The 18,930-nt window shown below is 65.5% G+C and carries 17 protein-coding genes and 1 rRNA gene; 13 read left to right on the top strand and 5 right to left on the bottom strand.

The annotated features are described in order from the left end of the window. Positions 1-35: 35 nt before the first annotated feature. Positions 36-1,568: ribosomal RNA gene (locus tag AC5LXX_RS02415) — 16S ribosomal RNA — on the bottom strand. Positions 1,569-2,137: 569 nt separating this feature from the next. After that, the gene (locus AC5LXX_RS02410) at positions 2,138-2,914 is read right to left on the bottom strand and encodes an enoyl-CoA hydratase (RefSeq protein ID WP_493410372.1); all 777 of its coding nucleotides are present in this window, start codon (positions 2,912-2,914) and stop codon (positions 2,138-2,140) included. Positions 2,915-3,045: 131 nt separating this feature from the next. Here AC5LXX_RS02410 and paaN point away from each other — a divergent pair, with 131 nt between their 5' ends. From paaN to paaK, 5 genes are all read left to right on the top strand, one after another. Continuing rightward, positions 3,046-4,752 (top strand): phenylacetic acid degradation protein PaaN, encoded by a 1,707-nt coding sequence (paaN, locus tag AC5LXX_RS02405; protein WP_493410371.1) that lies wholly within the window; start codon positions 3,046-3,048, stop codon positions 4,750-4,752. An 87-nt stretch (positions 4,753-4,839) separates the two neighbouring features. Further along, positions 4,840-6,042, top strand: coding sequence for a 3-oxoadipyl-CoA thiolase (gene pcaF / locus AC5LXX_RS02400; protein ID WP_493410370.1), 1,203 nt, complete (start codon positions 4,840-4,842; stop codon positions 6,040-6,042). A gap of 45 nt (positions 6,043-6,087) precedes the next feature. Beyond that, positions 6,088-6,879, top strand: coding sequence for a 2-(1,2-epoxy-1,2-dihydrophenyl)acetyl-CoA isomerase PaaG (paaG, locus tag AC5LXX_RS02395; protein WP_124453134.1), 792 nt, complete (start codon positions 6,088-6,090; stop codon positions 6,877-6,879). Position 6,880: 1 nt separating this feature from the next. Next, positions 6,881-7,333 (top strand): hydroxyphenylacetyl-CoA thioesterase PaaI, encoded by a 453-nt coding sequence (gene paaI / locus AC5LXX_RS02390; RefSeq protein ID WP_493402241.1) that lies wholly within the window; start codon positions 6,881-6,883, stop codon positions 7,331-7,333. 38 nt (positions 7,334-7,371) lie between these two features. Further along, a complete protein-coding gene (gene paaK, locus AC5LXX_RS02385) occupies positions 7,372-8,670 on the top strand; it encodes a phenylacetate--CoA ligase PaaK (protein WP_176051140.1) in 1,299 nt (432 codons plus the stop codon). Between the two features lie 249 nt (positions 8,671-8,919). Here paaK and mltA read toward each other — a convergent pair whose 3' ends face one another. Both mltA and apaG read right to left on the bottom strand, forming a co-directional pair. Then, positions 8,920-10,152 carry a murein transglycosylase A gene (gene mltA / locus AC5LXX_RS02380; RefSeq protein ID WP_124453140.1) on the bottom strand — a complete coding sequence of 411 codons (1,233 nt, stop codon included), beginning with the start codon at positions 10,150-10,152 and terminating at the stop codon, positions 8,920-8,922. Between the two features lie 81 nt (positions 10,153-10,233). After that, entirely contained in the window at positions 10,234-10,608 is a 375-nt protein-coding gene (gene apaG / locus AC5LXX_RS02375) for a Co2+/Mg2+ efflux protein ApaG (protein WP_011350820.1), read from the bottom strand. 178 nt (positions 10,609-10,786) lie between these two features. Between apaG and rpe the strand changes: the two genes are divergently transcribed. The 8 genes from rpe (at position 10,787) to AC5LXX_RS02335 (ending at position 18,111) form a co-directional block, all read left to right on the top strand. Continuing rightward, the gene (gene rpe / locus AC5LXX_RS02370) at positions 10,787-11,473 is read left to right on the top strand and encodes a ribulose-phosphate 3-epimerase (protein WP_011883156.1); all 687 of its coding nucleotides are present in this window, start codon (positions 10,787-10,789) and stop codon (positions 11,471-11,473) included. A 4-nt stretch (positions 11,474-11,477) separates the two neighbouring features. After that, complete coding sequence (locus AC5LXX_RS02365) at positions 11,478-12,242, top strand: phosphoglycolate phosphatase (RefSeq protein WP_493410369.1); 765 nt, start codon at positions 11,478-11,480, stop codon at positions 12,240-12,242. 357 nt (positions 12,243-12,599) lie between these two features. Continuing rightward, the gene (trpE, locus tag AC5LXX_RS02360) at positions 12,600-14,093 is read left to right on the top strand and encodes an anthranilate synthase component I (RefSeq protein ID WP_124453144.1); all 1,494 of its coding nucleotides are present in this window, start codon (positions 12,600-12,602) and stop codon (positions 14,091-14,093) included. A gap of 13 nt (positions 14,094-14,106) precedes the next feature. Beyond that, entirely contained in the window at positions 14,107-14,697 is a 591-nt protein-coding gene (locus tag AC5LXX_RS02355) for an aminodeoxychorismate/anthranilate synthase component II (RefSeq protein WP_124453146.1), read from the top strand. A gap of 13 nt (positions 14,698-14,710) precedes the next feature. After that, positions 14,711-15,742 (top strand): anthranilate phosphoribosyltransferase, encoded by a 1,032-nt coding sequence (trpD, locus tag AC5LXX_RS02350; protein WP_124453148.1) that lies wholly within the window; start codon positions 14,711-14,713, stop codon positions 15,740-15,742. 29 nt (positions 15,743-15,771) lie between these two features. Next, on the top strand, positions 15,772-16,557 hold the full coding sequence (trpC, locus tag AC5LXX_RS02345) for an indole-3-glycerol phosphate synthase TrpC (protein WP_059557500.1): 786 nt from the start codon (positions 15,772-15,774) through the stop codon (positions 16,555-16,557). Continuing rightward, positions 16,557-17,183 carry a CYTH domain-containing protein gene (locus AC5LXX_RS02340; protein WP_493410368.1) on the top strand — a complete coding sequence of 209 codons (627 nt, stop codon included), beginning with the start codon at positions 16,557-16,559 and terminating at the stop codon, positions 17,181-17,183. Before trpC ends, AC5LXX_RS02340 begins: the two co-directional genes overlap by 1 nt. Positions 17,184-17,196: 13 nt before the next feature. Beyond that, on the top strand, positions 17,197-18,111 hold the full coding sequence (locus tag AC5LXX_RS02335; protein WP_493410367.1) for a uracil-DNA glycosylase: 915 nt from the start codon (positions 17,197-17,199) through the stop codon (positions 18,109-18,111). Between the two features lie 126 nt (positions 18,112-18,237). Here AC5LXX_RS02335 and AC5LXX_RS02330 read toward each other — a convergent pair whose 3' ends face one another. Continuing rightward, complete coding sequence (locus tag AC5LXX_RS02330) at positions 18,238-18,834, bottom strand: FMN-dependent NADH-azoreductase (RefSeq protein ID WP_096472359.1); 597 nt, start codon at positions 18,832-18,834, stop codon at positions 18,238-18,240. Positions 18,835-18,930 lie beyond the last annotated feature (96 nt).

Raw genomic sequence — 18,930 nt, 5'->3', positions numbered from 1 at the left:
AAGCGTGAGCGCTCAACTTGTGCGAGAAGCTCTGGAAAGGAGGTGATCCAGCCGCACCTTCCGATACGGCTACCTTGTTACGACTTCACCCCAGTCATGAATCCTACCGTGGTGACCGTCCTCCTTGCGGTTAGACTAGCCACTTCTGGTAAAACCCACTCCCATGGTGTGACGGGCGGTGTGTACAAGACCCGGGAACGTATTCACCGCGGCATGCTGATCCGCGATTACTAGCGATTCCAGCTTCATGCACTCGAGTTGCAGAGTGCAATCCGGACTACGATCGGTTTTCTGGGATTAGCTCCCCCTCGCGGGTTGGCAACCCTCTGTTCCGACCATTGTATGACGTGTGAAGCCCTACCCATAAGGGCCATGAGGACTTGACGTCATCCCCACCTTCCTCCGGTTTGTCACCGGCAGTCTCCTTAGAGTGCTCTTGCGTAGCAACTAAGGACAAGGGTTGCGCTCGTTGCGGGACTTAACCCAACATCTCACGACACGAGCTGACGACAGCCATGCAGCACCTGTGCGCCGGTTCTCTTTCGAGCACTCCCACCTCTCAGCGGGATTCCGACCATGTCAAGGGTAGGTAAGGTTTTTCGCGTTGCATCGAATTAATCCACATCATCCACCGCTTGTGCGGGTCCCCGTCAATTCCTTTGAGTTTTAATCTTGCGACCGTACTCCCCAGGCGGTCAACTTCACGCGTTAGCTACGTTACTAAGGAAATGAATCCCCAACAACTAGTTGACATCGTTTAGGGCGTGGACTACCAGGGTATCTAATCCTGTTTGCTCCCCACGCTTTCGTGCATGAGCGTCAGTATTGGCCCAGGGGGCTGCCTTCGCCATCGGTATTCCTCCACATCTCTACGCATTTCACTGCTACACGTGGAATTCTACCCCCCTCTGCCATACTCTAGCCTGCCAGTCACCAATGCAGTTCCCAGGTTGAGCCCGGGGATTTCACATCGGTCTTAGCAAACCGCCTGCGCACGCTTTACGCCCAGTAATTCCGATTAACGCTCGCACCCTACGTATTACCGCGGCTGCTGGCACGTAGTTAGCCGGTGCTTATTCTTCCGGTACCGTCATCCCCCGACCGTATTAGGGCCAAGGATTTCTTTCCGGACAAAAGTGCTTTACAACCCGAAGGCCTTCTTCACACACGCGGCATTGCTGGATCAGGCTTTCGCCCATTGTCCAAAATTCCCCACTGCTGCCTCCCGTAGGAGTCTGGGCCGTGTCTCAGTCCCAGTGTGGCTGGTCGTCCTCTCAGACCAGCTACTGATCGTCGCCTTGGTAGGCCTTTACCCCACCAACTAGCTAATCAGCCATCGGCCAACCCTATAGCGCGAGGCCCGAAGGTCCCCCGCTTTCATCCGTAGATCGTATGCGGTATTAATCCGGCTTTCGCCGGGCTATCCCCCACTACAGGACATGTTCCGATGTATTACTCACCCGTTCGCCACTCGCCACCAGGTGCAAGCACCCGTGCTGCCGTTCGACTTGCATGTGTAAGGCATGCCGCCAGCGTTCAATCTGAGCCAGGATCAAACTCTTCAGTTCAAACCTGTTACTGTTTTCGGTTCGGTTAAGAACCGGTCGCTCACTCAAAGCTGACAGGAATATGAATCACTTCATAAACCTGACTTACTTTAGTGTGAGACTCTTGATACTTTCGCTATCTGATCCGAAGATCAGCTCGCTTCCATCAAGCGCCCACACTTATCGGCTGTTAATTTTTAAAGAGCGTTTCTGCGAGAAACCTGAAGTTTCTCAGCAGCGCTGCGTTTTCAGCAGCAGAGAAGCGAGATTATGAACCGTGTTTCGCAGTTCGTCAACAACTTTTTACATCACGTCGTTGCGACTGCGGGGCTCAACTTCCGTACCGCCGAGGCCGCTACCACCGAGCCTCACCAGCACTGCTTCCCTTCCTCCCGCGCCGCGTTTCCGTTAGCGCGAAAGAGGCGTGATTCTATGCACCTCGCGCCATTCCCGCAAGCCCTTTTGTGAAGAAATTTGAAAAAGCCCCCCGTGCGCTGACGCGCACGGGGGCTTGGGGCCAGACAGGCCAGGCGATCGTACTGACAGCAGACGCCAAACAGACGTCGGGCACCTGCCGTCGCTCAACCCGATCAGCGGTTCTTGAACGCCGGCTTGCGCTTCTCGACGAATGCCGCCATCCCTTCCTTCTGGTCTTCGGTCGCGAACAGCGAATGGAATAGCCGGCGCTCGAAATGGACACCCTCGGCCAGCGTCGTCTCGTATGCGCGGTTCACCGACTCCTTGACCATCATGACCGCCGGCAGCGAGAACTCGGCAATCGTCGCCGCGGCAGCAAGCGCCTCGTCGAGCAACTTGTCGGCCGGCAGCACGCGCGACACGAGCCCAGCACGCTCGGCTTCGGCGGCGTCCATGAAACGCGCGGTCAGACACATGTCCATCGCCTTCGCCTTCGACACCGCACGCGGCAGCCGCTGCGTGCCGCCGGCGCCCGGCATGATCCCCAGCTTGATCTCGGGCTGACCGAACTTGGCCGTATCCGCCGCGAAGATGATGTCGCACATCATTGCAAGCTCACAGCCGCCGCCCAGCGCAAAGCCCGAAACCGCCGCAATGATCGGCTTGCGGATCTCGCGGACCGTCTCCCAGTTGCGCGTGATGTAGTCGCCCCGGTAAACATCCATATAGGAGTAGGTCGCCATCATGCCGATGTCCGCACCGGCCGCGAATGCCTTCTCGCTCCCCGTCACGACGATCGCGCCGATGTTGTCGTCCGCATCGAACGCCTTCAATGCGGCACCCAACTCGTCCATCAGTGCATCGTTCAACGCATTCAGCGCCTTCGGGCGGTTCAGCGTAACCAGGCCAACACGCCCGCGGGTCTCCACCAGGATGTTCTCGTAAGCCATCTATTTCTCCTCGATCAATGAAATGAGAAACGCCTCGCACACATGCGAATAGTTTGATGCTACCATTCTCCGACCAACCGGTCGGTTAATTAATCGATCCAATCCCTCTCAATGTTCATCAGGCCGCCGCCATGACCCATGCACTGTTCACGAAGCACGAAGACACGCTGAAACACGCTCTCGCCGCCATCGAGAGCCGCGGGTACTGGAGCCCGTTCGTCGAGATGCCGAGCCCCAAAGTGTACGGGGAAAGCGCGAACGCCGATGGCGAGGCCGCATTCAAGTCGCACCTCGACAAGACGTTCGTGCTCGACCAGCCGGCGTCCGGCGAAACGGTCGGTGCAGAGCAGTCGCCGTACGGCATCGCTCTCGGCATCCGGTATCCGAAATCGACGCCCGACGCACTGATCGCCGCCGCGGCCGCCGCGCAACGCACGTGGCGTGAAGCCGGCCCGAGCGCCTGGGTCGGCGTCAGCCTCGAAATCCTCGCGCGCCTGAATCGCGCGAGCTTCGAGATCGCATACAGCGTGATGCACACCACCGGGCAGGCGTTCATGATGGCGTTCCAGGCCGGCGGCCCGCACGCGCAGGACCGCGCGCTCGAGGCAGTGGCCTACGCATGGGACGAACTGCGCCGCATCCCCGCCGACGCGCACTGGGAAAAGCCGCAAGGCAAGAACCCGCCGCTCGCGATGCACAAGCGCTACACGATCGTCCCGCGCGGCACGGGGCTCGTGCTCGGCTGCTGCACGTTCCCGACCTGGAACGGCTACCCGGGCCTGTTCGCCGACCTCGCAACCGGCAACACCGTGATCGTCAAACCGCATCCGGGCGCAATCCTGCCGCTCGCGATCACGGTGCGGATCGCTCGTGACGTGCTGCGCGAGGCCGGGTTCGATCCGAACGTCGTCACGCTCCTGGCGACCGAGCCCAACGACGGCGCCCTCGTCCAGGATCTCGCACTGCGCCCCGAGATCAAGCTGATCGACTTCACCGGCAGCACGCAGAACGGCACGTGGCTCGAGCGCCATGCCCACCAGGCGCAGGTCTACACCGAGAAGGCGGGCGTCAACCAGATCGTGATCGACTCGACCGACGACCTGAAGGCCGCCGCCAAGAACATCGCGTTCTCGCTGGCGCTGTACTCCGGCCAGATGTGCACGGCGCCGCAGAACATCTATGTGCCGCGCGACGGTATCCGCACGGCGGACGGTCATGCGAGCTTCGACGAGGTCGCCCAGGCCATCGCCGTTTCCGTGCAGAAACTCACCGGCGACCCGGCACGCTCGGTCGAATTGATCGGCGCGATCCAGAACGAAGGCGTGACCGCGCGTATCGACGACGCCCGCCAGCTCGGCCGCGTGCTCGCCGACAGCCTGACCCTCCAGCACCCGGCCTTCCCCGATGCCCGCGTGCGTACGCCGCTCGTGCTGCAGCTCGACGTGGCCGATCGCGCGAAATTCACGCAGGAGTGGTTCGGCCCGATCTCGTTCGTGATCGCGACCGACTCGACCGCGCAGTCGCTCGATCTCGCTGGTGAAATCGCAGCGGAACATGGCGCGCTGACGCTCTCCGTGTACAGCACCGACGATGCGATCGTCGACGCGGCGCACGACGCGGCGGTACGCGGCGGTGTCGCGCTGTCGATCAACCTGACGGGCGGCGTGTTCGTCAACCAGTCGGCCGCGTTCTCCGATTTCCACGGCACCGGTGCGAACCCGGCGGCCAACGCGGCCCTGGCCGACCCGGCGTTCGTCGCCAACCGCTTCCGTGTGGTGCAAAGCCGCGTTCATGTTGCCCCGAAGGCGGTCCCCGCGGAAGCCGGCCAGACGGCATAACCCAAATGGCCGACGTGCAAACGCCGCCACGTTCTCTACCATGAACGAATCCGCCACCCGGCGGGTTCGTTGCTCATCGATACGCCCATGACAGACGCCTACATCTGCGACGCGATTCGCACCCCCATCGGCCGCTACGGCGGCGCCCTGAAAGACGTCCGCGCCGACGACCTCGGCGCTGTGCCGCTCAAGGCGCTCGTCGAACGCAACCGACACGTCGACTGGTCGGCGATCGACGACGTGATCTACGGCTGTGCGAACCAGGCCGGCGAGGACAACCGCAACGTCGCGCGCATGTCGGCGCTGCTCGCGGGCCTGCCGACCGACGTGCCGGGCACGACGCTGAACCGGCTGTGCGGCTCCGGGATGGACGCGGTCGGCACGGCCGCGCGTGCGATCAAGGCGGGAGAAGCGCGCCTGATGATCGCGGGTGGCGTCGAGAGCATGACGCGCGCGCCGTTCGTGATGGGCAAGGCCGCGAGCGCGTTCGCACGCCAGGCCGACATCTTCGATACGACGATCGGCTGGCGCTTCGTCAATCCGCTGATGAAACAGCTGCATGGCGTCGATTCGATGCCGGAGACGGCCGAGAACGTCGCGGTCGACTACAACATCAGCCGAGCCGACCAGGATCTGTTCGCACTGCGCAGCCAGCAGAAGGCCGCGCGTGCGCAGCAGGACGGCACGCTCGCCGACGAAATCGTCGCGGTCTCGATTCCGCAGAAGAAAGGTGACGCGATCGTCGTGTCGCGCGACGAACATCCGCGCGAGACGTCGCTCGAAGCGCTCGCGAAGCTGAAGGGTGTCGTGCGTCCGGACGGCTCGGTGACGGCCGGCAATGCATCAGGCGTCAACGACGGCGCGTGTGCGCTGCTGCTCGCCAATGCACAGGCTGCCGATCAATACGGCCTGCGCCGCCGCGCGCGCGTCGTCGGCATGGCAACCGCCGGCGTGGCACCGCGCGTGATGGGCATCGGCCCCGCGCCGGCCACGCAAAAGCTGCTGCGCCAGCTCGGCATGACCATCGACCAGTTCGACGTGATCGAGCTCAACGAGGCGTTCGCATCGCAGGGCCTCGCGGTGCTGCGCATGCTCGGCGTCGCCGACGACGATCCGCGCGTGAACCCCAACGGCGGCGCCATTGCGCTGGGCCACCCGCTCGGTGCTTCGGGTGCCCGGCTCGTGACCACGGCGCTCCATCAACTCGAACGTACGGGCGGCCGCTTCGCGCTCTGTACGATGTGCATCGGCGTCGGCCAGGGGATCGCCCTCGCGATCGAACGCGTGTAACCGACGCGCCGCGCGCCTATAACGAAGTCATGAAGGAGACACTGCATGTCCTATCAGGCGATTCAGCTGGATATCGATCAGGTCGCGCGCGTGGCCACGATCACCCTCAACCGCCCCGACAAGCTGAACAGCTTCACGCGGGCGATGCATCGCGAACTGCAGTCGGCACTCGATGAAGTCGAAGCGGCCGGCGCGCGCGCGCTGATTCTGACGGGTGCGGGGCGCGGCTTCTGCGCGGGCCAGGACCTGGCCGACCTCGACTTCACACCGGGCGCGTCCACCGACCTCGGCTCGCTGATCGACGAGCACTTCAATCCGCTGATCCGCCGCCTGCAGCGCCTGCCGATTCCGGTGATCGCTGCCGTCAACGGCACCGCGGCCGGCGCCGGCGCGAATCTTGCGCTCGCCTGCGATCTCGTGTTCGCCGCCCGTTCGAGCAGTTTCATCCAGGCCTTCGTCAAGATCGGGCTCGTACCGGATTCGGGCGGCACGTGGTTCCTGCCGCAGCGCGTCGGCATGGCACGCGCGCTGGGGCTCGCGCTGACCGGCGACAAGCTCGGTGCCGAACAGGCCGAGCAATGGGGCTTGATCTGGCGCGCGGTCGATGACGACGCGCTCGTCGCGACGGTCCGTCAGCTCGCGAACCAGCTCGCGCAGCAACCGACGCTCGCGATCGCGTCGATCAAGCAATCGATGCGCGACAGCGTGACGAACACGCTCGACCAGCAGCTCGACCTGGAACGCGACCATCAGCGCAAGCTCGGCCAGTCGCATGACTATGCGGAAGGCGTGAAGGCATTCATCGAGAAGCGCGCGCCGCGCTTCGAGGGGCGTTGACATGACGAACGCCACCGCCACGCTCGATCCCGATTCGCTGGCCCGCGCCACGGCGCAGGCCATGTACGACGCAGATGCATGCAGCCGCGCGTTCGGCATGCAAATCGCCGAAGTACGCGCCGGCTACGCCCGCCTGCAGATGCGCGTACGGCCCGAATTCCTGAACGGACACCAGACCTGTCACGGCGGGATCATCTTCACGCTCGCCGATTCGACGTTCGCGTTCGCATGCAACTCGTACAACCTGAACACGGTCGCGGCCGGCTGCTCGATCGAATTCCTGCGCCCGGTGCACGGCGACGACGTGCTGACGGCCGAGGCGATCGAACAGGCGCGCGCCGGCCGCCACGGCATCTACGACATCCGCGTCACGAACCAGACCGGTGAGACGGTCGCGATGTTTCGCGGCAAATCCGCCCAGATCAAGGGCACGGTCATCCCGGAAGACCGCTGACGTCGACGGCTCGCACATAACAAACACTGGAGACAGGCATGACTACCCCGCTACCGCTCGAGCCGATCGAGACCGCCTCACGCGACGAGCTGATCGCACTGCAGCTCGAACGCCTCAAGTGGTCGCTCCGGCATGCGTATGACCACTCGCCCGTCTATCGTCGCAAATTCGACGACGCGGGCGTGCATCCGGACGACCTGAAGACGCTCGCCGACTTGTCGCGCTTCCCGTTCACGACCAAAGGCGACCTGCGCGACAGCTACCCGTTCGGGATGTTCGCGGTACCGCAAGACCAGATCTCGCGCATCCATGCGTCATCGGGTACGACCGGCAAGCCGACGGTCGTCGGCTATACGGCCGGCGACATCGACACGTGGGCGAATCTCGTCGCGCGCTCGATCCGCGCCGCCGGCGCGCGTCGCGGCGACAAGGTGCACGTCAGCTACGGCTACGGTCTCTTCACGGGCGGGCTCGGCGCGCACTACGGCGCCGAACGCGCAGGGCTGACCGTGATCCCGTTCGGCGGCGGCCAGACCGAGAAGCAGGTCCAGCTGATCCAGGACTTTCGGCCCGACATCATCATGGTGACGCCGAGCTACATGCTGTCGATCGCCGACGAAATCGAGCGCCAGGGCCTCGATCCCGTTCAGAGCTCGCTGCGCATCGGCATCTTCGGCGCGGAGCCCTGGACCAACGACATGCGCGTCGCGATCGAACAGCGGATGGGCATCGATGCGGTCGACATCTACGGGCTGTCGGAAGTGATGGGCCCCGGCGTCGCGTCCGAATGCGTCGAGACCAAGGACGGCCCGACTATCTGGGAAGACCACTTCTATCCGGAAATCATCGACCCGGAAACCGGCGAAGTGCTGCCGGACGGCGAACTCGGCGAGCTCGTGTTCACATCGCTGACGAAAGAGGCGCTGCCGATCATCCGCTATCGCACCCGCGACCTCACGCGCCTGCTGCCCGGCACCGCCCGCACGATGCGCCGGATGGAGAAGATCACCGGCCGCTCGGACGACATGATGATCGTGCGCGGCGTCAACGTGTTCCCGACGCAAATCGAGGAACAGTTGCTCAAGCAACGCGCGCTCGCGCCGCACTATCAGATCGTACTGACGAAGGAAGGCCCGCTCGACGTGCTGACGCTCAACGTCGAGCCCTGCCCCGACTCCGCACCCGATACGGCGGCGATCCATGCGGCAAAGCAGGCGCTCGCGTACGACATCAAGTCGCTGATCGGCGTGACGGCCGTGATCAACGTGCTGCCCGTGAACGGGATCGAGCGCTCGGTCGGCAAGGCGCGCCGCGTCGTCGACAAGCGCAAGGGCTGAGGTTGCTCGCCGCGCGTGCGTCGCGCAGCGGCGAATCCGTGCCCGCAAACGAAACAGCCCGGTCGGCCAACGCCGATCGGGCTGTTCTACTCCAAAGCGTCGTTCGACGTGACACGCACAGCATCACGCGAACTGAAATCACATGGGGACACCGGCGATCAGACCGGCACGCCCCACGCGCATGAGGCGCGCCATCCATGCCGCGCCTCGTTCACGAGCCACCATCCGGGCAGCCCGCGCCGCCCCAAATCACGAATTCGGAAACAACAGCCACATCCGGCCGACCTGCTTCATCCGGCCGGCCTGATCGCCCGCGTCGTCGCCGAGCCCCCAGAAATAGTCGGCACGCACGCCGCCCTTGATCGCCGAACCCGTATCCTGCGCGAACACGAGCCGGTTCATCGGCGTATTCGTCAGCGGGCGCGTGGTCTGCAGGAACACGGGCGTGCCGAGCGGGATCGCCGACGGATCGACCGCGATCGAACGCTCCGGCGTCAGCGGTACGCCAAGCGCACCAATCGGGCCGTCCGCACCGCCGTGCGGCGCGTCTTCCTTGGTCGGCATGTCGCGGAAGAACACGAACCGCGGATTCGTGTCGAGCAGCGCGTCGACGCGGGTCGGGTTCGCCTTCGCCCATGCCTTGATACCCTGCATCGTCGCCTGGGCGGGCGTCAGCTCGCCGCGATCGAGCAGCCACTTGCCGATCGAACGGTACGGCTGGTTGTTGGTGCCGCCGAAGCCGACCCGCATCACCGAGCCGTCGTCGAGCAGCACGCGCCCCGAGCCCTGCACCTGCAGGAAGAACGCCTCGATCGGATCGTCGACCCACACGAGTTCGTTGCCGTTCAGGATGCCCGCGCGCTCGAGCTGCGAGCGAGCCGGCAGCGCGGCGCCCGCGCGATAGCCGGCCGGCCAGCGATAGAGCGCGTACTGATACGGGCCGCGGCGCACGCGCGAACCGTGCAGCAGCGGCTCGTAATAGCCGGTCACGAGCCCGTCGAGCGTCCCGTCGGTGTTCGCGAGCTGGAACGGCGTGAAATACGTTTCGAAGAAGGTGCGCGCGCTGCTGACGTCGAGCTCGTCGAGGCGGTCGGCGGCCGCGCAGGCACGTGCCCAGGCCGGCTGGCGCGCGAGCCGCACGCAGTTCTGGCGCAGCGCGGCCGTCGCGCCGATCAGCGAATCGTCCTGCCAGCCCGGCACCTGCTGCCACGCGACCGGCGTGAGCCGCTTCGCGGCGATCTGCCCCGGCACGATCGCCGCGCCGGTCGGCGGCTTCAGCGACGATGTCCGCGTCGGTGCGCCGCCGCACGCGGCAAGCAGCGCCGCCGCCGCGGCCGCTGCCACCCACCCGGCCAACCGGGGCCCAAACCACATACAATGTCCGTTCTTGATGGAAACCGCCATGTCAGATTTTCTCGACCAATATCCGATGCTCATCTTCGCGCTCGAAGCCTTCGTAGCGCTTGCCCTGCTGATCTTCATCGTCGTGTGGACGTCGTCGGGCAGAAAGAAGCACGCCCGCGGCAACAACGACCGCCCGCTGCGCTGACGCGCTTCGCACGCTCAATGCAGCGTGCGCGGCATGTGCAGTGCGAACTCGTCGACCGGCGCCTCGAAACGCTCGCCGTCTTCCGCCACGCAGAAGTACGCACCGCGCATCGTGCCGACCGGCGTCGCGATCACGGCCCAGCTCGTGTATTCGAAGTGCTCGCCCGGCTGCAGCAGCGGCTGGTGCCCGACGACGCCGAGCCCCTTCACTTCCTGCACGTGGTTCTCGCTGTCCGTGATGATCCAGTGACGCGCGATCAGCTGCGCCGCGACCTGTCCCGTGTTGCGGATCGTCAGCGTGTACGCGAATGCGTATTGACGGCGATCGGGGTCGGATTGTTCCGGCAAGTAGCTGGTTTTCACCGAAACGGTGAACTGATACTGACTCATGATGTTTCCGGTGGAAGGTGACTGTCCGTGCCGGCATGGGCAACGGGGCCGCGGGCGCGCCGCATTGGTTCGGCATTCTATGCGCAATCGGGCCTCGGCCGCACGGCCTGCCGCCGCGCACCGGGTCGCCGGACGGTAGAATGACGGTTTTGCGCCGCAACGTCCCCGCTCCCCTGCCATGACCCAATTCCGTATCGCTCCCAGCATCCTGTCGGCCGATTTCGCACGGCTCGGCGAAGAAGTCCGCAACGTCGTCGCCGCCGGCGCCGACTGGATCCACTTCGACGTGATGGATAACCATTATGTGCCGAACCTGACGATCGGCCCGCTCGTGTGCGAAGCGATCCGCCCGCACGTGCAGGTGCCGATCGACGTGCACCTGATGGTGCGCCCGGTCGACCGGATCGTGCCCGATTTCGCGAAGGCCGGTGCGAACCTGATCAGCTTCCACCCGGAAGGCTCCGATCACATCGACCGCACGCTGTCGCTGATCCGCGACCACGGCTGCAAGGCCGGCCTCGTGTTCAACCCGGCCACGCCGCTGAACTACCTCGACCACGTGATGGATCGCCTCGACTTCGTGCTGCTGATGTCGGTCAACCCGGGCTTCGGCGGCCAGTCGTTCATTCCGGAGACGCTGAACAAGCTGCGCGAAGCACGCGCACGCATCGACGCCTACACCGAACGCACGGGCCGCGAGATCCTGCTCGAGGTCGACGGCGGCGTGAAGACCGACAACATCGCGGAAATCGCGGCGGCCGGCGCCGACACGTTCGTCGCGGGTTCGGCGATCTTCGGCAAGCCCGACTACCGCAAGGTGATCGACGAGATGCGCGCGGCGCTCGCCACCGTCGAACGGAGCTGACGCCGTGGCCGATTCGTCGCTTGCCGGCCATGCGCCGGCCGGGGCCGCGACCGACGCCGCCCCGATCCGCTTCACCGCGCCGCGCATCGAAGCCGCGCTGATCGACCTCGACGGCACGATGGTCGATACGGCCGACGATTTCACGGCCGGCCTGAACGGGATGCTCGCGCAGCTCGGCGCGCCGGCCACGTCGCGCGACGAGGTGATCGGCTACGTCGGCAAGGGCTCCGAGCACCTGATCCAGAGCGTATTGAAGCCGCGCTTCCCGGCCGACGAGGCGCATGCGCGCTTCGACGACGCGCTGGCGATCTATCAAACCGAATACGCGAAGATCAACGGCCGCCATGCGCGCCTCTATCCGGAGGTGGCCGCCGGCCTCGACGCGCTGCGCGCGGCCGGCATCCGGCTCGCGTGCGTGACGAACAAGCCGCACCGCTTCGCGGTCGAGTTGCTCGAGCAATACGGGCTGGCCGGCTGCTTCGGCATCGTGCTCGGCGGCGACAGCGTCGCGCGCAAGAAGCCCGATCCGCTGCCGATGCTGACGGCCTGCGACGCGCTCGGCGTCGCACCGGACGCGGCGGTCGCGATCGGCGACTCGGAAAACGACGCGCTGGCAGGCCGCGCGGCCGGGATGGCGACGTTGACTGTGCCGTACGGCTACAACCACGGCAAAGCTATACAAACGATAAATTCGGATGGTATAGTCGATTCGTTGCTGGTCGCGGCTCGCGCAATTTCCGCACACAACGCCGGCCGGCCAACCCTCTGATTATTTCTTCCATCTGCATGTTTCTGAATAAAAAACGGAGTCTGAGCAGCATCGACCGGGGAGCCTGGCCCTGGCGTCGCTGGTCGCGCTAACCTCTTCGATGAGGTACGCTGAAGCACGTCTTCAGCGCCGTTTTTTATCTCGCTGCGCATCCGCGCGCCGACCGTCGCACCACCTCGAGTTCCACCGCGCCCGAACGCTTGCGTTCAGGATCGGCCGCAGGCTCGCGACGTTCACGCCCGGAGTGCCGGCCGGCAACAGGCACTTCTCGTTCGACCGCCCTTTCGCCGACGGCAACCCGCGCAGCGTCAAGTGATCCCTGGCGCACGCGCCGCTCGTCCCGAACAGGACCGGAACATGACCGAACTCGAATTCCAATCGCTCGCGAACGAAGGCTACAACCGCATCCCGCTGATCGCGGAAGCCCTCGCCGATCTCGAAACGCCGCTGTCCCTCTACCTGAAGCTGGCCCAGCCCGAACGCGCGGGCGCCAACTCGTTCCTGCTCGAATCGGTGGTAGGCGGCGAACGCTTCGGCCGCTACTCGTTCATCGGCCTGCCGGCCCGCACGCTCGTACGCACCCGCAACGGCGTGTCGGAAGTCGTGCGCGACGGCCAGGTCGTCGAGACGCACGACGGCGACCCGTTCCGGTTCATCGAATCGTTCCAGGCGCGCTTCAAGGTCGCGCAGCGCCCGGGCCTGCCGCGCTTCTGCGGCGGTCTCGCCGGCTACTTCGGCTACGACGCGGTGCGCTATATCGAGAAGAAGCTCGCGAATACCGCGCCGCGCGACGATCTCGGCCTGCCCGACATCCAGTTGCTGCTGACCGAGGAAGTCGCGGTCATCGACAACCTCGCCGGCAAGCTGTACCTGATCATCTACGCGGACCCGGGCCAGCCCGAAGCCTACGCGAAGGCGAAACAGCGCCTGCGCGAACTGAAGCAGCGCCTGCGCACGACCGTGCAGCCGCCCGTCACGTCGGCGAGCGTGCGCACCGAGACGTTCCGCGAGTTTAAGAAGGACGACTATCTCGCCGCCGTGCGCCAGGCGAAGGAATACATCGCGGCCGGCGAACTGATGCAGATCCAGGTCGGCCAGCGGCTGACGAAGCCGTACCGCGACAATCCGCTGTCGCTGTACCGCGCGCTGCGTTCGCTGAACCCGTCGCCGTACATGTATTACTACAACTTCGGCGATTTCCACGTGGTCGGCGCGTCGCCGGAAATCCTCGTGCGCCAGGAAAAGCGCGGCGAAGACCAGATCGTCACGATCCGTCCGCTCGCCGGCACGCGCCCGCGCGGCAACACGCCCGAGCGCGACGCCGAACTCGCGACCGAGCTGCTCAACGATCCGAAGGAAATCGCCGAGCACGTGATGCTGATCGACCTCGCGCGCAACGACGTCGGCCGCATCGCGGAAATCGGCTCGGTGCAGGTGACCGACAAGATGGTTATCGAGAAGTATTCGCACGTGCAGCACATCGTCAGCTCGGTCGAAGGCAAGCTGAAGCCCGGCATGACGAACTACGACGTGCTGCGCGCGACGTTCCCGGCCGGCACGCTGTCCGGCGCGCCGAAGGTGCGCGCGATGGAACTGATCGACGAGCTCGAGCCGGTCAAGCGCGGGCTGTACGGCGGTGCGGTCGGCTACCTGTCGTTCTCGGGCGAGATGGATCTCGCGATCGCGATCCGCACGGGCCTGATCCACAACGGCAACCTGTATGTTCAAGCGGCGGCCGGCGTCGTCGCGGATTCGGTGCCCGAATCCGAATGGCAAGAGACCGAGAACAAGGCGCGCGCGGTGCTGCGTGCGGCCGAACAGGTCCAGGACGGCCTCGATAGCGACTTCTGACCGGAGACTGACCATGCTGCTCATGATCGACAACTACGACTCGTTTACCTACAACCTGGTCCAGTACTTCGGTGAACTCGGCGAGGACGTGCGTACCTACCGCAACGACGAAATCACGCTCGACGAGATCGCGCGCCTGAATCCCGACGCAATCTGCCTGTCGCCGGGCCCGAGCAATCCGCAACACGCGGGCATCACGCTCGACGTGCTGCGCGAATTTTCGGGCAAGAAGCCGATCCTCGGCGTCTGCCTCGGCCATCAGGCGATCGGTGAAGCGTTCGGCGGCCGCGTCGTGCGCGCGACGACCATCATGCACGGCAAGGTGAGCCGGATCGAAACCGACTGCCGCGGCGTGTTCGCCGACCTGCCGAAGCACTTCGACGTCACGCGCTACCACTCGCTCGCGATCGAGCGCGAATCGCTGCCCGACTGCCTCGAGGTGTCGGCGTGGACCGACGACGGCGAAATCATGGGCGTGCGCCACAAGACGCTGCCGATCGAGGGCGTGCAGTTCCACCCGGAATCGATCCTGTCCGAGCACGGCCATGCGCTGCTCGAGAATTTCCTGAAGCTGGCGCGCGCCGCGGCCGCGCAAGCCGCCTGACGGGAGCCGCACGATGACGATTACCCCGCAGGAAGCACTGCAGCGCACGATCGAACACCGCGAGATCTTCCACGACGAAATGCTGCACCTGATGCGGCTCATCATGCGCGGCGACCTGTCGCCCGTGATGGCGGCCGCGATCATCACCGGGCTGCGCGTGAAGAAGGAGACGATCGGCGAGATCGCCGCCGCTGCGACCGTGATGCGCGAATTCGCGAACCACGTCGAGGTGCAGGACAACTCGAACTTCGTCGACATCGTCGGCACCGGCGGCGACGGCTCGCATACGTTCAACATCTCGACCGCGTCGATGTTCGTCACGGCCGCGGCCGGCGCGAAGGTCGCGAAGCACGGCAACCGCGGCGTGTCGAGCAAGTCGGGCAGCGCCGACGTGCTCGAGGCGCTCGGCGTGAACATCGACCTGCAGTCGGAGCAGGTCGCCGCGTCGATCGCCGAGACGGGCATGGGCTTCATGTTCGCGCCGAACCATCACCCGGCGATGAAGAACATCGCGGCCGTGCGCCGCGAGCTCGGCGTGCGCACGATCTTCAACATCCTCGGCCCGCTGACCAATCCGGCCGGCGCGCCGAACCAGCTGATGGGCGTGTTCCACCCCGACCTCGTCGGCATCCAGGTGCGCGTGATGCAGCGCCTCGGCGCGCAGCACGTGCTCGTCGTGTACGGCAAGGACGGGATGGATGAGGTGTCGCTCGGCGCCGCGACGCTCGTCGGCGAACTGCGCGACGGCAAGGTGCACGAATACGAGATCCATCCGGAGGACTTCGGCCTGCAGATGGTGTCGAACCGCACGCTGAAGGTGGAAAATGCCGATGAATCGCGCACGATGCTGCTCGGCGCGCTGGACAACCAGCCGGGCGTCGCGCGCGAGATCGTCACGCTGAACGCGGGCACCGCGCTCTATGCGGCGAACGTCGCCGAGTCGATCGCCGACGGCATCCAGCTCGCCCGCGAAGCGATCGCGAGCGGCAAGGCGCGCGCGAAAGTCGACGAACTCGTGCGCTTCACGCAGCAGTTCAAGCGCTGACTCCCCTTACGAATCAAGCAGGAATCCACATGAGCGACATTCTCGACCGAATCATCGCCGTCAAGCGCGAAGAAATCGCGGCGGCCATGCGCAGCACGCCGCTCGAGGCACTGAAGCTGGACGCCTCCGCGCGCGACCTGCGCGACTTCGTCGGCGCGCTGCGTGCGAAGCACGCGGCCGGCGACGCCGCGGTGATCGCCGAAATCAAGAAGGCCAGCCCGTCGAAGGGCGTGCTGCGCGAGCACTTCGTGCCGGCCGACATCGCACGCTCGTATGCGGCGCACGGCGCCGCGTGCCTGTCGGTACTGACCGACGAGCAGTTCTTCCAGGGCGGCGTCCGCTACCTCGAGGAAGCGCGCGCGGCGTGCACGCTGCCGGTGCTGCGCAAGGATTTCATCGTCGACGCGTACCAGATCGTCGAAGCCCGCGCGATGGGCGCCGACGCGATCCTGCTGATCGCCGCCGCGCTCGACACGCCGCTGATGCAGGATCTCGAAGCGTATGCGCACTCGCTGGGCCTCGCGGTGCTGGTCGAAGTGCACGACCGCAACGAGATGGAACAGGCGCTGACGCTCAAGACGCCGCTGCTCGGCATCAACAACCGCAACCTGCGCACGTTCGAGACGTCGATCCAGACCACGCTCGACATGCTCGACATGATTCCGGCGGACCGCATCGTCGTGACCGAATCGGGCATCCTGTCGCGCACCGACGTCGACACGATGCGCGCGGCGAACGTGAACACGTTCCTCGTCGGCGAAGCGTTCATGCGCGCCGAGCAGCCGGGCGAGGAACTCGCGCGGATGTTCTTCTGATGGCGATCGAAAAGGAAATCAAGCTCGCGCTGCCGGCCGGCCAGGCCGACGCCGCGCGACGCTTCTTCGAGACGCTGACCGGCGAACCCGGTCACGGCATCACGCTCGCGAACGTCTATTACGACACGCCCGATCTCGCGCTGGCGCGCTCGAAGAGCGCGGTGCGCGTGCGCCGCACGCCGGACGGCTGGCTACAGACGTTCAAGACGGTCGGCAGCGCGGAAGGCGGGCTGCATCGCCGCCACGAATGGGAACTGCCGGTCGCCGGCGACGCGCTCGAGATCGACGCGCTCGTCGCGGCCTGCGACGTGCCGGAGGCCGCCGTCGCGCTGAATGACGCGGCCGGCGCGCTGTACGCGCTGTTCCGAACGGATTTTTCGCGTACGCTGTGGCGCATCGCAATCGGCGGCGCAACCGTCGAAGCCGCGGTGGACCTCGGCGAGATCGTCGTCCAGGCGGAACACGAAACGCGCCGCGAACCGATCAGCGAAATCGAACTCGAACTGATCGACGGCCCGGAAGCGGCGCTCTCGACGCTCGCCGCCGAACTGCAGCAGGCGCTGCCGGGCCTCGTTCCCGAAAACATCAGCAAGGCGCAGCGCGGCTACCGGCTGCGCGCGCAATAAACACGCATCACGCATGGCAACCCGCAAGACTTCCCGCGCGCCGCAACAGGCGTCGCTGTTCGATGATCCCGTGCCGGAATCGGCACCGGCCGATGTCCCGTCCCCGGCGCCCGAAACGCCCGCCGCCGGGCGCAAATCCGCGAAGAAATCCGCTGAACCGGCAGCTCCAGCCGCCGCGGTAGCGCCGCCGCGGCCCGCTGCCGCCGACGTGCCGCATCTCGCCGCGCAATTCGACGCGCTGCCGGCCGTCTGGCGCGACGTGCTGAAACCGTTCACCGACAGTGACGCGTACGCGCCGCTGTGCCGCTTCGTCGACGACGAGCGCGCCGCCGGCAAGACGGTCTACCCGACCGACGTGTTCCGCGCGCTGCGCCTGACGAGCCCCGACGACGTGAAGATCGTGATCCTCGGCCAGGATCCGTACCACGGCGACGATCGCGGCACGCCGCAGGCGCACGGCCTCGCGTTCTCGGTGCCGCCGGCCGTCCGCACGCCGCCGTCGCTGCGCAACATCTTCAAGGAAATCGCCGCGAACTTCGGTCACGACACGCCGCGTCACGGCTGTCTCGACACCTGGGCGCGCCAGGGCGTGCTGCTGCTCAACACCGTGCTGACGGTCGAGCGCGGCGCGGCCGCGAGCCACGCGAAGCGCGGCTGGGAACAATGCACGGACACGCTGATTCGCGAACTCGCCGGCCGCCATCGCGGGCTCGTCTTCATGCTGTGGGGTGCGCACGCGCAGGCGAAGCGCGCACTGTTCGACGCGAACGCGCATTGCGTGCTCGAGGCGCCGCATCCGTCGCCGCTGTCCGCGCACCGTGGCTTCCTCGGCTGCCGCCATTTCGCGCTCGCGAACGATTATCTGGTCGACGCCGGCCGCGAACCGATCGACTGGCGCCTGCCGGACGTGGCGGAAACGCTCGCGTAACGCACCGCGCCGGCTCCTTCGAGCCGGCAGCCGGCCGGCATGCAAAAAACGCCGCGCCCCTTTCGGGGACGCGGCGTTTCCTTATCGGGCGATGCAGCAGGTGCGCCGCACCTGCGCCGACCTTCCTTACGCAGCGGCGATCGCTTCGCGCGCGCTGGCCAGCGCGGCGCTTTGCGCATCCGGGCCGAGGTTCAGGCCTTCCGCGAAGATGAAGCTGACGTCGGTCATGCCGACGAAACCGAGGAACGTGCGCAGGTACGGCGTCTGGCTGTCGTTCGGCGTACCGGCATACTTGCCGCCGCGGGCCGTCACGACGTGAACCTTCTTGCCCTTGATCAGGCCTTCCGGACCGTTCTCCGTGTAGCGGAACGTGACGCCTGCGCGGGCGATCCAGTCGAAGTACGTCTTCAGTTGCGACGAGATGCCGAAGTTGTACATCGGTGCGCCGATCACGATGATGTCGGCGGCTTGCAATTCGGCGATCAGGGCATCGCTCTTCGCGACGATCGCATTCTGCTCCGCAGTGCGGTTCTCGGCCGGCGTGAAGAACGCGCCGAGCACCGATTCGTCGAGGTGCGGCAGCGCGTCGGCCAGCAGGTCACGAACCACGACTTTCGCGCCGGGGTTCGATTGTTGCAGTTTTGCCGTCAGCTCGTTGGCCAGCAGCGTCGATTGCGCACCTTGCGAACGTGCAGCGGAATTGATTTGCAGAATGGTCGTCATGTCAGGCTCCAGTAGGGTTGCGCTTCGGTAGCGCGAGTGACCCCATTGTGCGTGGCCGCATGACCGCGAAAAAGCGGGTTCAGGGCGACGGATTGT

The organism is Burkholderia torrens, from assembly GCF_984668525.1.
The sequence above is the reverse complement of the archived record's forward strand: the minus strand, read 5'-3'. Positions and strand labels throughout refer to the sequence as shown.

What these genes read in the sequence shown, in the direction of transcription:
- AC5LXX_RS02330 (WP_096472359.1), bottom strand. Translation starts at nt 18,834, where the DNA reads ATGACGACCATTCTGCAAATCAATTCCGCTGCACGTTCGCAAGGTGCG.
- trpD (WP_124453148.1), top strand. Translation starts at nt 14,711, where the DNA reads ATGACGATTACCCCGCAGGAAGCACTGCAGCGCACGATCGAACACCGC.
- paaI (WP_493402241.1), top strand. Translation starts at nt 6,881, where the DNA reads ATGACGAACGCCACCGCCACGCTCGATCCCGATTCGCTGGCCCGCGCC.
- apaG (WP_011350820.1), bottom strand. Translation starts at nt 10,608, where the DNA reads ATGAGTCAGTATCAGTTCACCGTTTCGGTGAAAACCAGCTACTTGCCG.
- AC5LXX_RS02335 (WP_493410367.1), top strand. Translation starts at nt 17,197, where the DNA reads ATGGCAACCCGCAAGACTTCCCGCGCGCCGCAACAGGCGTCGCTGTTC.
- mltA (WP_124453140.1), bottom strand. Translation starts at nt 10,152, where the DNA reads ATGAAGATCAGCAGGGCAAGCGCTACGAAGGCTTCGAGCGCGAAGATG.
- AC5LXX_RS02410 (WP_493410372.1), bottom strand. Translation starts at nt 2,914, where the DNA reads ATGGCTTACGAGAACATCCTGGTGGAGACCCGCGGGCGTGTTGGCCTG.
- paaK (WP_176051140.1), top strand. Translation starts at nt 7,372, where the DNA reads ATGACTACCCCGCTACCGCTCGAGCCGATCGAGACCGCCTCACGCGAC.
- trpC (WP_059557500.1), top strand. Translation starts at nt 15,772, where the DNA reads ATGAGCGACATTCTCGACCGAATCATCGCCGTCAAGCGCGAAGAAATC.
- paaN (WP_493410371.1), top strand. Translation starts at nt 3,046, where the DNA reads ATGACCCATGCACTGTTCACGAAGCACGAAGACACGCTGAAACACGCT.
- AC5LXX_RS02355 (WP_124453146.1), top strand. Translation starts at nt 14,107, where the DNA reads ATGCTGCTCATGATCGACAACTACGACTCGTTTACCTACAACCTGGTC.
- AC5LXX_RS02340 (WP_493410368.1), top strand. Translation starts at nt 16,557, where the DNA reads ATGGCGATCGAAAAGGAAATCAAGCTCGCGCTGCCGGCCGGCCAGGCC.
- rpe (WP_011883156.1), top strand. Translation starts at nt 10,787, where the DNA reads ATGACCCAATTCCGTATCGCTCCCAGCATCCTGTCGGCCGATTTCGCA.
- paaG (WP_124453134.1), top strand. Translation starts at nt 6,088, where the DNA reads ATGTCCTATCAGGCGATTCAGCTGGATATCGATCAGGTCGCGCGCGTG.
- pcaF (WP_493410370.1), top strand. Translation starts at nt 4,840, where the DNA reads ATGACAGACGCCTACATCTGCGACGCGATTCGCACCCCCATCGGCCGC.
- trpE (WP_124453144.1), top strand. Translation starts at nt 12,600, where the DNA reads ATGACCGAACTCGAATTCCAATCGCTCGCGAACGAAGGCTACAACCGC.